Source organism: Curtobacterium sp. C2H10, assembly GCF_025407985.1.
GTDB lineage: Bacteria > Actinomycetota > Actinomycetes > Actinomycetales > Microbacteriaceae > Curtobacterium.
The window spans coordinates 20,274-32,861 of record NZ_JABXGF010000023.1; the positions used below are offsets into that span (position 1 = coordinate 20,274).

11 protein-coding genes are annotated in these 12,588 nt (G+C 70.9%); 8 read left to right on the forward strand and 3 right to left on the reverse strand.

Translation table 11 applies throughout. The annotated features are described in order from the left end of the window. Positions 1-8 precede the first annotated feature (8 nt). Genes HWD93_RS10230 through HWD93_RS10240 form a run of 3 tightly spaced genes read left to right on the forward strand, consistent with a single transcriptional unit; the run spans position 9 to position 3,108 of the window. A complete protein-coding gene (locus HWD93_RS10230; RefSeq protein ID WP_261646761.1) occupies positions 9-1,520 on the forward strand; it encodes a sensor histidine kinase in 1,512 nt (503 codons plus the stop codon). Positions 1,521-1,559: 39 nt separating this feature from the next. Next, complete coding sequence (locus HWD93_RS10235; protein WP_070416588.1) at positions 1,560-2,222, forward strand: response regulator transcription factor; 663 nt, start codon at positions 1,560-1,562, stop codon at positions 2,220-2,222. A gap of 10 nt (positions 2,223-2,232) precedes the next feature. Then, positions 2,233-3,108 (forward strand): DMT family transporter, encoded by an 876-nt coding sequence (locus tag HWD93_RS10240; RefSeq protein ID WP_229085070.1) that lies wholly within the window; start codon positions 2,233-2,235, stop codon positions 3,106-3,108. Positions 3,109-3,143: 35 nt separating this feature from the next. Here the strand turns inward: HWD93_RS10240 and HWD93_RS10245 are convergent, their stop codons facing one another. From HWD93_RS10245 to HWD93_RS10255, 3 genes are all read right to left on the reverse strand, one after another. Beyond that, positions 3,144-3,296 carry a hypothetical protein gene (locus tag HWD93_RS10245; RefSeq protein WP_156794738.1) on the reverse strand — a complete coding sequence of 51 codons (153 nt, stop codon included), beginning with the start codon at positions 3,294-3,296 and terminating at the stop codon, positions 3,144-3,146. 101 nt (positions 3,297-3,397) lie between these two features. Next, positions 3,398-3,724, reverse strand: a complete 327-nt coding sequence (locus tag HWD93_RS10250; RefSeq protein WP_261646762.1) for a hypothetical protein — start codon at positions 3,722-3,724, stop codon at positions 3,398-3,400. 105 nt (positions 3,725-3,829) lie between these two features. Beyond that, positions 3,830-4,861 carry a LacI family DNA-binding transcriptional regulator gene (locus HWD93_RS10255; RefSeq protein WP_083413705.1) on the reverse strand — a complete coding sequence of 344 codons (1,032 nt, stop codon included), beginning with the start codon at positions 4,859-4,861 and terminating at the stop codon, positions 3,830-3,832. 111 nt (positions 4,862-4,972) lie between these two features. Here HWD93_RS10255 and HWD93_RS10260 point away from each other — a divergent pair, with 111 nt between their 5' ends. From HWD93_RS10260 to HWD93_RS10280, 5 genes are all read left to right on the forward strand, one after another. Continuing rightward, positions 4,973-6,268, forward strand: coding sequence for a sugar ABC transporter substrate-binding protein (locus tag HWD93_RS10260; RefSeq protein WP_261646763.1), 1,296 nt, complete (start codon positions 4,973-4,975; stop codon positions 6,266-6,268). Further along, a complete protein-coding gene (locus tag HWD93_RS10265; protein WP_070416584.1) occupies positions 6,268-7,146 on the forward strand; it encodes a carbohydrate ABC transporter permease in 879 nt (292 codons plus the stop codon). Before HWD93_RS10260 ends, HWD93_RS10265 begins: the two co-directional genes overlap by 1 nt. Further along, on the forward strand, positions 7,143-8,129 hold the full coding sequence (locus tag HWD93_RS10270; RefSeq protein ID WP_139199164.1) for a carbohydrate ABC transporter permease: 987 nt from the start codon (positions 7,143-7,145) through the stop codon (positions 8,127-8,129). Before HWD93_RS10265 ends, HWD93_RS10270 begins: the two co-directional genes overlap by 4 nt. Continuing rightward, on the forward strand, positions 8,129-9,514 hold the full coding sequence (locus HWD93_RS10275) for a cellulase family glycosylhydrolase (protein ID WP_261646764.1): 1,386 nt from the start codon (positions 8,129-8,131) through the stop codon (positions 9,512-9,514). The genes HWD93_RS10270 and HWD93_RS10275 overlap by 1 nt, the downstream gene beginning before the upstream one ends. Before the next feature lie 65 nt (positions 9,515-9,579). Next, the gene (locus HWD93_RS10280; RefSeq protein WP_261646765.1) at positions 9,580-12,588 is read left to right on the forward strand and encodes a glycoside hydrolase family 38 C-terminal domain-containing protein; all 3,009 of its coding nucleotides are present in this window, start codon (positions 9,580-9,582) and stop codon (positions 12,586-12,588) included.

Consider the following 12,588-nt stretch of genomic DNA (forward strand, 5'->3'; position numbering starts at 1 on the left):
TTGGTGTCATGACCGACACCGCCCGCCTCGACCAGGCCGAGACCGTCCCGCTGCACGACTCCGTCCCGCCAGGAGCCACCGAACCGATGCCCGCACAGCCGAACCAGACGCCCCCGACGTGGTCCTCGACGCCGCCCGCGAGCGGCCAGGGCCCGAGCGTCCCGCCGGCGCACCCGACCGCGCCCGGTGGGTCCGGATCGGGCACGGGCATGACCGCCGGTGCGTTCTACCGCGAGGCGTGGAAGCGCCTGCCGCGCGACTTCGGCTACATGGCCCTCACGGCGGTGCTGCTCTGCACGCTCTACGCCGCGTTCCCCGCGGCGATCTTCGGCGGCGGCTTCCGCGACCTCTTCAACCCGTTCGTTCTGCTGATGTTCTTCATCGCGCTGTTCGTCGCGCGGTGGCTCGGCCAGTTCGAGAAGCTCCGCATCGGGTGGGCCGACGACCGCCCGATCCGACCGGTCGACTGGACGCCCCGGTGGCAGCAGAACTGGTGGACGCGCACGGGCTCGGCCGTCGCCAACCCGCACTACTGGCTGTACCTGCTGCACGCGGCGGTCGTGTACCCGATCGCGGCGCTCTGCACGGTGGGCGCCGGCGCACTGCTCCTCGCCGGCTTCCTCTGGCCGATCGGGCTCGCCGGGGTCGCGTTCGTGAACGGCATGAGCGCGCAGTACTTCGGGTGGGACATGACGTCCGTCGTGGGCTTCGGGTTCCTCGGACTCCTGTCGATGGCCGCCTCGGTGGTGCTCTTCCCGCTGTGGGCCCGCGGTTCCGTGATCGCGCACTTCTGGATCGACTTCGGTCTGCTCGGCGGGTTCCGTGCGGAGCAGCTCGAGCGTCGGGTCGCCGGGCTCCAGGCCTCCCGTGCCGGCGCCGTCACCGCCGAGGGCCAGGCACTCCGCCAGATCGAGCGCGACCTGCACGACGGCCCGCAGCAGCGACTCGTCCGCCTGCGCATGGACCTGTCCGCTGCCGAGCGCGCCTTCGACAAGGACCCGGTGAAGGCGAAGCAGCTCATCGGCGAGGCGTCGGAGCACGCCCAGGACGCCCTCGACGAACTGCGTGCACTGTCCCGCGGGTTCGCACCGCCCATCCTGCTCGACCGCGGGCTCGTCGCCGCGCTCGAGGCCCTCGTCGCCCGGACCCCGATCCCCGTCGGCCTCGACGTCCGCCTGCCCGACGGGCTCGAGCTCGCGACCGAGATCCAGCGCAACGTGTACTTCACGGTGAGCGAGCTGCTGACGAACACCACGAAGCACGCCGGTGCCTCGACCGCCGGGGTGTACCTCGGACTCGTGGTCGACGCCTCCGGACTCTGGTACCTCACGGTCAGCGTCACCGACGACGGCCGCGGTGGTGCCCGCCCGCAGGAGGGGCACGGCATCGAGGGGCTGATGGGTCGGATGCGCGCCCTCGACGGCGAGCTGACGGTCTCGAGCCCCGAGGGCGGTCCGACCGAGGCGACGGCACGGATCCCGCTCGGCGCCCTGAACGGCGTGCCCACGACGCGCTCGTGAGCCCCCGGGAGCGTCCGCGCTCCCACTAGGCTGGTCGGCATGAGCGACGGCCCGGATGCAGCACGCATCCGGGCCGTCGTCGTCGACGACGCCGTGCTCCTGCGCGAAGGACTCTCACGCGTGCTCGACGAAGCGGGCATCGACGTCATCGGGCAGTACGCCGACGCCGACTCCTTCCTCGCCACGCTCCCCGACGGTGCCCCCGACGTCGTGGTGATGGACGTGCGGATGCCGCCGACCTTCACCGACGAGGGCGTCCGCGCCGCCGTCGAGACCCGGCGCCGGGCTCCGCGCACCGGCGTGCTCCTGCTGTCCCAGTACGTCGAGGCCACCTACGCCGAGGACGTCCTCGCGGCGGGCGCGACCGGCATCGGCTACCTGCTCAAGGACCGCGTCACCCGGCTCGAGGAGATCGACGACGCCGTCCGCCGCATCGCCGCCGGCGGCACCGTCCTCGACCCCGAGGTCGTCACCCAGCTCATGAGCCGCCGCCGTGACCCGCTCGCAGCGCTCACGCCGCGCGAGCGCGACGTCCTCGGGCTGATGGCCGAGGGCCGCACCAACGCCGCGATCGCCCGCGCGCTCGTGATCGGCACCGGCGCGGTCGAGAAGCACGTCTCGAGCATCTTCGGCAAGCTCGCGCTCGAGGACACGGGCGAGGACCACCGTCGGGTCCTCGCCGTGCTCGCCTACCTCGGGTGACGGCGCACCGGTGAACCGCGTCCCGGCGCCGCTCCTCGCTCTCGCGGCGATGGTGTCCGTGCAGCTCGGCGCCGCGATCGCGAAGACCCGGTTCGACGACGTCGGCTCGGTCGGCGCCGCCACGCTGCGGCTCGTCATCGGGGCCGTCGTCCTCGCGCTCGTGGTCCGGCCGCGCGTCCGGCACTGGACCCGGCAGCAGTGGCTCGGTGCGATCGGTCTCGGGCTGGCGCTCGGCGGCATGAACGTCTTCATCTACGTGGCGTTCGCGAGCATCCCGATCGGGGTCGCGGTGACGATCGAGTTCCTCGGCCCGCTCGCCCTCTCCCTCGTGCACACCCGACGGTGGCGCGACGTGCTCTGGGCGGTGCTGGCGCTCGCCGGGGTCGTGCTGCTCGGGGTCGGTCCGGCCGCGGTGACCGCGGTCGGCGGTGTCGTGTTCGCCGTCCTCGCCGCGGTGTGCTGGGCGGGCTACATCGTCATGAACCGGCACGTGGGCGCCGCGATCCCCGGCGTGGACGGGCTCGCCGTGTCGATGCTCGTCGCGATGCTCGTGTCGCTGCCGTTCGGGCTCCGGTCGGCGGTCGACGGGGTCGTCCGTGAACCGGTGCTCCTCCTCGTGTTCGGCGGCGTCGCCGTGCTGTCGAGCGTCCTGCCCTACGCGCTCGAAATGCTCGCGCTCCGGCGGATGCCGACCCGTGTCTTCGGTGTCCTGCAGAGCCTCGGGCCGGCGATCGCGGCCCTCGCGGGCCTGCTGATCCTGCACGAAGCGCTCGCGCTGCTCGAGGTCGTCGCCCTCGCGTGCGTCACCGCCGCGAGCGTGGGCGTGACGCTGTCCGCACGTCGTGATCGGGGCGGTCGAACGGGAGGCGCGGATCCCGTTCCGTGAGTCCGGAACGTGTGCCGCGCCTCCGGGAAGACCGTCTACTCGTCGCGGAGGAAGTCCGCGTACGTGGGTTCCGTGTGTTCACCCGTCAGCAACGCCGGGTCGTTGACCCGTCGTTCGACGTAAGCCGCGATGACCTCGGGTGGGGTGAGCACGTGGGCGACCCAGGACGGCACCTCGCTCTTCTTCATGGTGCCTCCTCCCAGTGTCAGCACTCGGACCGAATGTCTCGATCAGTGAGTTACTTGCTGTACCGGTGTTCCGTAAACGATCCTCGCCATGTCCGGGCAAGTCAATGCGGCGGTGCGTTCTGCGGACTGCGCCGCGTCGCATCCGCGCGCAGGGTGCGGTGCTTCACCGCGGACCGCCACACCCACGCGTTCGCCTGCTGCCCGAACTGCGCCCACTCGACGAGGACGGCGTCGCGGGTCCAGCTCTTCGCGAAGGCCTTCACGCGGACGTGGAACGTGGGGAACTGGATCCACGCCCAGACCGGCACGGGGGTGACGGCGTGGCAGACGTCCGGACCGCGGGCGTCCTCGGAGAGGGAGTAGGCGCGCGGACGCTCGACCTCCGGGTGTTCCGGGGGCTGCCACCGGTTCTCGCGACGCCGTCCCACGAGAGTATTCGAACGTGTGTTCGAACCGGCGTCAAGTCGGCCGCGCTGCCCGTGCGCACGCGGCGCCCGGGATCGGCGTGTCGACGTGCCTGCGCCGCAGGCGGGTCAGGGGCGCACGCGGCCGGTCGACTCGCGCACGCTCAGCGTCAGCGACGGCCCCGGGCGCGACGGCAGCGGCGAGCCGGCGTCGATCTGCTCGCGCAGGAGCGTCGCTGCCCGCTGCCCGAGCTCGACCGTGTCACGCGTGAGTGAGGTGATCGACGGCCGCACGAGCCGGACCATCGCCGAGTCGTCGAACGACACGATCGAGACGTCACCCGGCACGCGCACGCCCATCTCGCTCGCCACGCCCAGTCCGGCGACCGCGAGCACGTCGTTGTCGTACACGATCGCGGTGGGGCGGACGCTCCGCGAGAGCAGGGACCTGGTCGCGCTCGCCCCGGCCTCGGCGGAGTAGTCGGTCGGGATCGACACGGCGTCCTCGAGCCCCTCGGCCGCGGTGAACTCGCGGAGGCGATCGATCCGCATCGCCGTGTGCTCGAACTCCGGTCGTCCGGCGACGTGCGCGATCCGCCGGTGCCCGAGCGCGTGCAGGTACCGCAGCACGGTGTCGGTCGCGTCGGAGTCGTCGATCCAGACCGTCGGTGCCGCGGGCTCGGCCGAGGGGTGCGACCCGACGACGACGGTGGGCATCCCGAGCTCGGTGAGCAGCGTGAGCCGGTCGTCGTCGCGGCGGGGGTCGATCACGATCACGCCGTCGACCCGGTGTCCGCGCCACCAGTCCCGGTAGGTCTGGAGCTCCTCGGCGGCGTCCCGCGCGACGAGGAGGTTCATGCCGACGTGACTGCCGGCGAGCCCGAGCTGGATCCCCGAGATGAGGTCACCGAAGAACGACTCGGTGCCGAGCGTCCGGGCCGGCCGGTTCAGCACGAAGCCGATCGACCCGGCCTTCGCACCGCCCAGGGCGCGTGCGGCGGTGTGCGGCTGCCAGTCGAGTTCGCGGGCGATGGCCTGCACCCGCGCGCGGGTCTCGTCGGACACGCCGGGGCGGTCGTTGAGCGCGAACGAGACCGCGCTGATGGACACGCCGGCTCGTGCGGCGATGTCGGCGATCGTCGTACGACGGTTCTGGGCCACGGGGTTGACTATAACGCTTTAGTCGGAAATCATCGCTCCATTCACACGGATCGGTGACGGGGACTGAACCGGTTCAGCACGACGCGCACCACGACGAAGGAGTCACGAGCGATGAAGAACACCACACGCAGGACGACGGGACGCGCCCTCGCGATCCTCGCCGGAGCGGCCGTCACGGCCCTCGCGCTGACCGCCTGCTCGAGCGGTAGCAGCGCCGGCAGCGGCGGCGGGAGCGGCAAGGTCGACGGATCGATCACCCTGCAGACCTGGGCGCTGACCCCGACCTACACGGACTACCTCAACGGCGTGATCAAGGACTTCGAGGCGAAGTACCCGGACGCGAAGGTGAAGCTCGTCGACCAGCCCGGCGACGGCTACGCCGACAAGGTCCTCAGCCAGGCGTCGTCGAACTCCCTGCCCGACGTGGTCAACCTGCCGCCGGACATCGCCCTGCCCCTCGCCAAGCGCGGCTTCCTGCAGGACGTCGCGAAGGACGACTCGAAGCTCTCGAACACCTACGTCAAGGGTGCGCTCGCTGCCTACAACTACAAGGGCGTCGACGGCACCTTCGGCTACCCGTGGTACCTCAACACCGACGTCGACTACTGGAACAAGACGATGTTCGAGCAGTGCGGCCTCGACCCGGCGAACCCGCCCAAGACCACGGACGAGCTGTTCGCGCAGGCCGAGACCATGCACCAGAAGTGCCCGGACGACTACCTGATGAGCCGCAAGCCCGGCCTGTCGGACTTCTCGCTCGCCGGCGTCAAGATCATCAACGACCAGGGCACGAAGTTCACCTTCGCGAACTCGTCGAAGGCGGCCGACCTCATCGCGAAGTACGCGAAGGCCTACAAGGAGGGCCTGATGCCCTCGTCCGTCCTGAACACCGACTACCTCGGCAACTCCACCCTGTTCACGCAGGGCAAGGTCGCCTGGACCACCGGTGGCGCCACCGCGATCAGCGACTTCGAGAAGAACAACCCGTCGCTCAAGGGCAACATCGTCGTGTCGTCGGCCCTCGACAACCCGCCGCTCTACGTGCAGGGCCTCAGCGTCAGCGCGAAGAGCAAGCACATCGCCACGGCCGAGGCGCTCGCCGCCTTCATGACGAACGCGAAGAACCAGGAGGCCTTCGCGCACCTGGTCAACATCTTCCCGTCGACCACCTCGTCGCAGTCCGACCCGTACTTCTCGGAGGACGACGGCACCGTCGAGGCCAAGGCCCGCGTGCTCGCCAACGACGCCCTGAAGACGGCGAAGAACCTCAACCCGGTCGAGGCGAACTCGGCGATGACCGACTTCCTCGACCAGCAGATCGCGCTGGCGATGAAGGGCGGCACGACGCCGAAGCAGGCGCTGCAGACCGCGCAGACCAAGATGAACAGCCTGCTGGCGAACAGCTGATGCGCGCCAACCGCTGGTTCACGCCCTGGCTGCTCGTCCTGCCGGCGCTCGTCTGGTTGCTCGCGTTCAGTCTCTGGCCGTCGATCAACACCGTCCGGCTGTCGTTCACGAACGCCAGCCCGCTCGGGGGCGTGAGCCAGTGGGTGGGCCTCAAGAACTTCGAGACGCTGCTCGCCGACCCGCAGGTGTGGGAGGCGCTCCTCAACAGCGTCATCTACATGGCGGTGTGCCTGCCGCTGCTGACGGTGCTCCCGCTGCTCATGGCGGTGCTCGTCGAGCGGAAGCTCCCCGGCATCGCGTTCTTCCGGACCGCGTACTACACGCCGGTGATCGCCAGCGCCGTGGTCGTCGGGCTCATCTGGAACTGGATCCTCGACGACCGCGGGGTCATCAACGAGATGGCGCAGTCCCTCGGGATCGTGCAGAGCTCCATCCCGTTCCTCACCGACCGGTGGCTGCTCGTCTTCAGCGCGATCAGCCTGACGGTCTGGAAGGGCCTCGGGTACTACATGATCATCTTCCTGGCGGCCCTCGGGAACGTCGGCAAGGACCTGCACGAAGCCGCGGCCCTCGACGGCGCCGGCTCCGTCCGCCGGTTCTGGTCCGTGACCATGCCCGGCGTCCGGGGGACCATGACCCTCGTCGGCATCCTCGTGTGCGTGAGCGCGCTCCGGGTGTTCAGCGAGCTCTACATCCTCACCAACGGCACCGGCGGACCGGGCGGGCAGGACAACTCGCTCGTCATGCTCATCCAGCAGTACGCCCGCGGCTTCACCGGCAACCTCGGCTACGCGTCCGCCCTGAGCCTCCTGCTCTTCGTCGTGACGCTCATCCCGATGCTCGCCCTCGCCCGGATGAACAGCAAGGCGGACAAGTGACCAACACGACCTCGACCACCGAACCCGTCCTCGGGGGCGCCGCCGGCGCGGCCGCACCCGCGCCGGACGTGACCGGCGCGACCGACGGGAGCCGCGCCTCCCGACCGAACGGACGCAACGGGCGCAACGGACGCAAGCGGCGCCGCGCCGCGTGGGGCGTCATGTCCACCCGCGAGAAGGTGCTCCGCTACGTCCTGCTCGTCGTGGTCCTCTTCATCACGATCGGGCCCTTCCTCTGGCAGCTGTCGACCTCGCTCAAGGGCACGGGGGAGGACATCTACACGGCGAACCCGTCCTTCATCCCGACGCAGCCGACCTTCGGCAACTACCTGCGGGTGGGCGAAGCGATCCCCGTGTTCGGGTACATCGGCAACTCCCTCGTCGTCGCCGCGATCGACGTGCTCGGCAACATCGTGTTCGCGACCCTCGCGGGCTTCGCGCTCGCCCGGCTGCAGTGGCGCTTCCGCAAGGCCGTGCTCGGGCTCTTCCTGGCCACCCTGGTGCTCCCGGGCGAGGCGACGATCATCTCCCAGTTCGTCACCGTGAAGGACCTCGGCCTCGCCGACTCCCTCGTGGGCGTCGCCCTGCCCGGCATGATCGCGGCGCTCAACGTCCTGCTCATGTTCAACGCGTTCCGGCAGATCCCCGAGGAGATCGACCAGGCAGCCGTGATGGACGGCGCGAACGCCCTGCAGCGGCTCCGGTACATCTCGCTGCCCGCCGTGCAGGGGACCATCGCCGTCATCGCGATCTTCTCGTTCATCGGCGCGTGGGACGACTTCCTCTGGCCGCTCATCGTGCTGCAGTCGCCGGACAAGCTGACGCTGACCGTCGGGCTGCAGTACCTGCAGGGCACGTTCGCGACCGACCAGCGCATGATCGCGGCCGGCACGATGATCGCGTTCATCCCGATCGCGGTGATCTTCGCGATCCTGCAGCGGTTCTTCTTCAAGGGCGTCGAAGAGGGCGGGGTGAAGGGCTGATGCGCTTCGGCGTCAACCACACCCCCTCGGTCGGCTGGTTCCACTCGTGGCTCGACTTCTCGCCGTCGGACACGGCGCGGGACATGGAGCAGATCGCGTCGCTCGGCGCGGACCACGTGCGGATCTTCCCGCTCTGGCCGGTCGTGCAGCCGAACCGGACGCTCATCCGGCAGTCGGCGCTCCGGGACGTCGCGACGGTCGTCGACATCGCGGGCTCGTTCGGGCTCGACGTCAACGTCGATGCGCTGCAGGGGCACCTGTCGAGCTTCGACTTCGTGCCCTCGTGGCTCGAGAGCTGGCATCGCCGGAACATGTTCACCGACCCGGACGTGGTCGCGTCGACGGCGGCCTACGTCGAGGCGCTCGCCGCGTCCGTCGCCGACAAGCCGAACCTGCTCGGGATCACCATCGGCAACGAGGTGAACCAGTTCGCGCACGCGCCGCACCCGACGCCGCACGACATCACGGCGGAGCAGGGGCACGCGTGGGCGGCAGCGATGGTCGCGGCAGCGCGGGCCGGGCTGTCGAGTCCGGTCGGCCTGGAGGCGCGGCTCGGCTCGGCACCGCCCGCCCGCCCCGGCACCGGGTCGCGTCCACGGCCCCTGGTCACCGTCGCGCAGTACGACGCGGCCTGGTACGACGACGCCCAGCCGTTCGGCCCCGAACACGCGGCCGACCACGGCGACGCGACCGTCACGCACTCGTGGGTGTTCAACGGCTCGGCGACCCTGCACGGCGCACTCGGGGCCGGCTCGGTCCGCCACGGCGAGTACCTGCTGCAGCTCGCGAGCGCGTGGAACCGTGACCCCGAGCGCCCGAACTGGCTGCAGGAGGTGGGCGCCCCGACGAACGTGGTCGACCCCGCCGACGCCGCCGCGTTCACCGAGCAGACGATCCGGCACGTGCTCGATGCGCAGCACGTGCTCGGCGTCACGTGGTGGTGCTCGCACGACGTCTCGCGGTCGCTCGCGGACTTCCCGGAGCTCGAGTACGACCTCGGCCTCTTCACGAACGACGGTCGGCTGAAGCCGGCGGGGGAGGCCTTCGCCGCCCTCGCCCGCGAGCACGGCACCCGCGGCCGGGCCGACACGACCGGTGCCGTGTCCGCGCCGCCGGCCACCGCCCTCGTGCTGGACGACGTGCTCGCGGACGACACCGCACGCGGCGGGCTCCGGGCCGACTGCGCGCCGGGAGGCCAGTTCGCCGCCGCCTGGCTCGGCCTCGCCTCGACGGCCCCGGACGGACGCGGTCCCCAGGTGGTCCTGCGCTCGCGGGTCGACGACCACGCGCTGCTCGCCGCCCGGGGCATCACCCGGTGCGTCGACGTCCCCGAGGACACCGCCACCGAGCTCCTGTCGGTGGCCCACCCGGCCACGATGGCCTGAGCCGCACACCCCACACGCCCCGCACACCCCGCACGTCCAGCACCACCGCACGACAGGAAGGTCCCATGCACGACGACATCCCCCTCACCACCGGCCGGGCTCGACGCGTCCTCGACGAACGCATCCTGCCGGCGGTGCACGCCACCGCGACGCCGCTCGAGACCGCGTGGCACGAGCTGCCGGGGGAGCCGATCCCGCCCGCGGCCGGGCTCGCGCTCGAGTTCACGCCGTACGAGGTGGGCACGACGTGGGGTGCCGCGTGGGGGACGACGTGGTTCCGGCTGACCGGGACCGTGCCGGACGAGTGGGCCGGCCGCCGTGTGGAGGCCGTCGTCGACCTCGGCTTCGACAAGAACATGCCGGGGTTCCAGTGCGAGGGACTCGTCTACCGCGCGGACGGCACGCCCGTGAAGTCGATCAACCCCCGGAACCAGTGGGTGCTCGTCGCGGAGGAGGCCGTCGGCGGCGAGACCGTCGAGCTCTTCGTCGAGGCGGCGTCGAACCCCGTCCTGCTCGACTACCACCCCTTCCTGCCGACGCAGGAGGGCGACGTCCAGACCTCGTCGTCGACGCGCCTCTACACGAGCCGCCGGATGGACCTCGCCGTCTTCGAGTCCGAGGTGCACGAACTCGCGCTCGACATCGACGTCCTGCTCGAACTGCAGGCCGAGCTCCCGGAGGGGCCGCGGCGGATGCGCATCCTGCAGGCCCTCGACGACGCCCTCGACCGGCTCGACCTGCAGCACATCGCCGCGACCGCCCCCGAGGCCCGAGCGGCCCTCGCGGACGTCCTCGCCGCGCCCGCCGAGGCCTCCGCCCACACGATCTCCGCCGTCGGGCACGCGCACATCGACTCCGCCTGGCTCTGGCCGGTCCGCGAGACGATCCGCAAGGTCGCCCGCACCACCTCGACGATGACCGAGCTCATCGACCAGACCGACGACTTCCTGTACGGGATGTCGAGCGCGCAGCAGTACGCGTGGATCAAGGAGCACCGGCCCGAGGTCTACGCCCGGGTCAAGGCCGCCGTGGCCGCCGGACGCTTCCTGCCGATCGGCGGTATGTGGGTCGAGTCCGACACCGTGATGCCGACGGGCGAGAGCATCGTCCGCCAGTTCTCGCAGGGGCAGCGGTTCTTCGAGCGCGAGTTCGGGATCCGGCCGAAGGGGGTCTGGCTGCCGGACAGCTTCGGGTACTCCCCGGCGCTGCCGCAGCTCATGCGTCGCGCGGGCTTCGAGTGGTTCTTCACGCAGAAGATCTCGTGGAACCAGGTGAACAAGTTCCCGCACCACACCTTCCTCTGGGAGGGCATCGACGGCTCGCGGGTGTTCTCGCACTTCCCGTCGATGGACACCTACAACTCGCGGTTGTCCGGCAGCGAGGTCGCGAAGGCCTCCCGGCAGTTCCGCGAGAACCGGCTCGCCTCGGGGTCGATCGCGCCGGTCGGCTGGGGCGACGGCGGCGGTGGCACGACCCGCGAGATGACCGGCACGGCGAAGCGCCTCGCCGACCTCGAGGGGAGTGCCAAGGTCCGATGGGAGCACCCGGACACGTTCTTCGACCGGGCGAAGTCCGAGCTGCCCGACCCGCCGGTGTGGGTGGGGGAGCTCTACCTCGAGCTGCACCGTGCGACCCTGACCAGCCAGCACGGCACGAAGCAGGGCAACCGCCGTTCCGAGCAGCTCCTCATCGAGGCCGAGCTCTGGGCCACGACCGCCGCATCCCGGACCGAGTTCGAGTACCCGTACGACGAGCTCGACGCGCTCTGGCAGCAGGTCCTGCTCCAGCAGTTCCACGACATCCTGCCGGGGACCTCGATCGCGTGGGTGCACCGCGAAGCGGTCGCGAAGTACGCCGAGACGGACCGCGCCCTGACCGCGATCATCGACCAGGCGCTGTCGGCGCTCGCCGGTACCGGGGACGCGGCCGTCGTCGTGAACCCGGCCCCGTTCCTCCAGGCCGGCGCACCCGCGCAGGGCGCGGTCCTGGCGACCGACGTGCCGGAGCCGACCGCCGTGGCACTGACCGAGGAGGACGGCGGGTACGTGCTCGCCAACGACCTCGTCCGGGTCGTCGTCGACGCGCAGGGGCTCGTGACGAGCGCCGTCGACCGGGCGACCGGGCGTGAGTCGATCGCTCCCGGGCAGGCGGCGAACCTGCTGCAGCTGCACCAGGACTTCCCGAACATGTGGGACGCGTGGGACGTCGACCGCTACTACCGGAACCGGGTCGAGGACCTCGTGTCGGTCACCGGGCTGCACGGTTCGGTCGACGCGGACGGCGTCGCGCGCGTCGTCGTCGAGCGGGCGTTCGGCGACTCGACGGTCCGGCAGGAGCTCGTGCTCGCGCCGGACTCCCGCACGCTGGAGTTCGACCAGACGACCGACTGGCACGAGACCGAGAAGTTCCTCAAGGTCGCGTTCCCGCTCGACGTCCGCGCCGAGCACACCGTCGCCGAGACGCAGTTCGGGGCGCAGAAGCGGGTGACGCACACGAACACCTCGTGGGAGGCCGCGAAGTTCGAGACCTCGATGCACCGCTACGTGCTCGTGTCCGAGCCGGGCTTCGGCGTCGCCCTCGTGAACGATTCGATCCACGGGTTCGACACCACGCGCGACGCCGTCGACGGGCACGTGACCACCACCGTGCGGCTCTCACTGCTGCGGGCACCGCGGTTCCCCGACCCCGAGACCGACCAGGGCGTGCAGACGCACCGGTACGGGATCGTCATCGGCACCGACCAGCTCGGGGCGACGGCGGCCGGCGTGGTCATGAACGCCGCTGCACGGGTGACCACCGGTGGGCACGGGTTCGACCCGCTCGTGCAGGTCTCCGGGGACGTCGTGCTGTCGAGCGTCAAGCTCGCCGACGACCGGTCCGGCGACCTGGTCGTGCGGGTGTACGAGCCGTCCGGGCAGCGGGGGACCGGCGGGATCGTGGTCGACGGCCCGTTCGGTCCGGGGGCGGAGGTCACCTTGCTCGAGGAGCCACTGGCCTCGGCCGGGACCGTCGACGCGTCCTCGTTCGCCGTCGACGCCTACGAGGTCCGCACCTTCCGCTTCCCACACAACTGA

Bases quoted from the DNA above. Each gene is read 5' to 3' on its own strand.
- HWD93_RS10230 (WP_261646761.1), top strand. From the start codon at position 9: ATGACCGACACCGCCCGCCTCGACCAGGCCGAGACCGTCCCGCTGCAC.
- HWD93_RS10235 (WP_070416588.1), top strand. From the start codon at position 1,560: ATGAGCGACGGCCCGGATGCAGCACGCATCCGGGCCGTCGTCGTCGAC.
- HWD93_RS10245 (WP_156794738.1), bottom strand. From the start codon at position 3,296: ATGAAGAAGAGCGAGGTGCCGTCCTGGGTCGCCCACGTGCTCACCCCA.
- HWD93_RS10260 (WP_261646763.1), top strand. From the start codon at position 4,973: ATGAAGAACACCACACGCAGGACGACGGGACGCGCCCTCGCGATCCTC.
- HWD93_RS10265 (WP_070416584.1), top strand. From the start codon at position 6,268: ATGCGCGCCAACCGCTGGTTCACGCCCTGGCTGCTCGTCCTGCCGGCG.
- HWD93_RS10275 (WP_261646764.1), top strand. From the start codon at position 8,129: ATGCGCTTCGGCGTCAACCACACCCCCTCGGTCGGCTGGTTCCACTCG.
- HWD93_RS10280 (WP_261646765.1), top strand. From the start codon at position 9,580: ATGCACGACGACATCCCCCTCACCACCGGCCGGGCTCGACGCGTCCTC.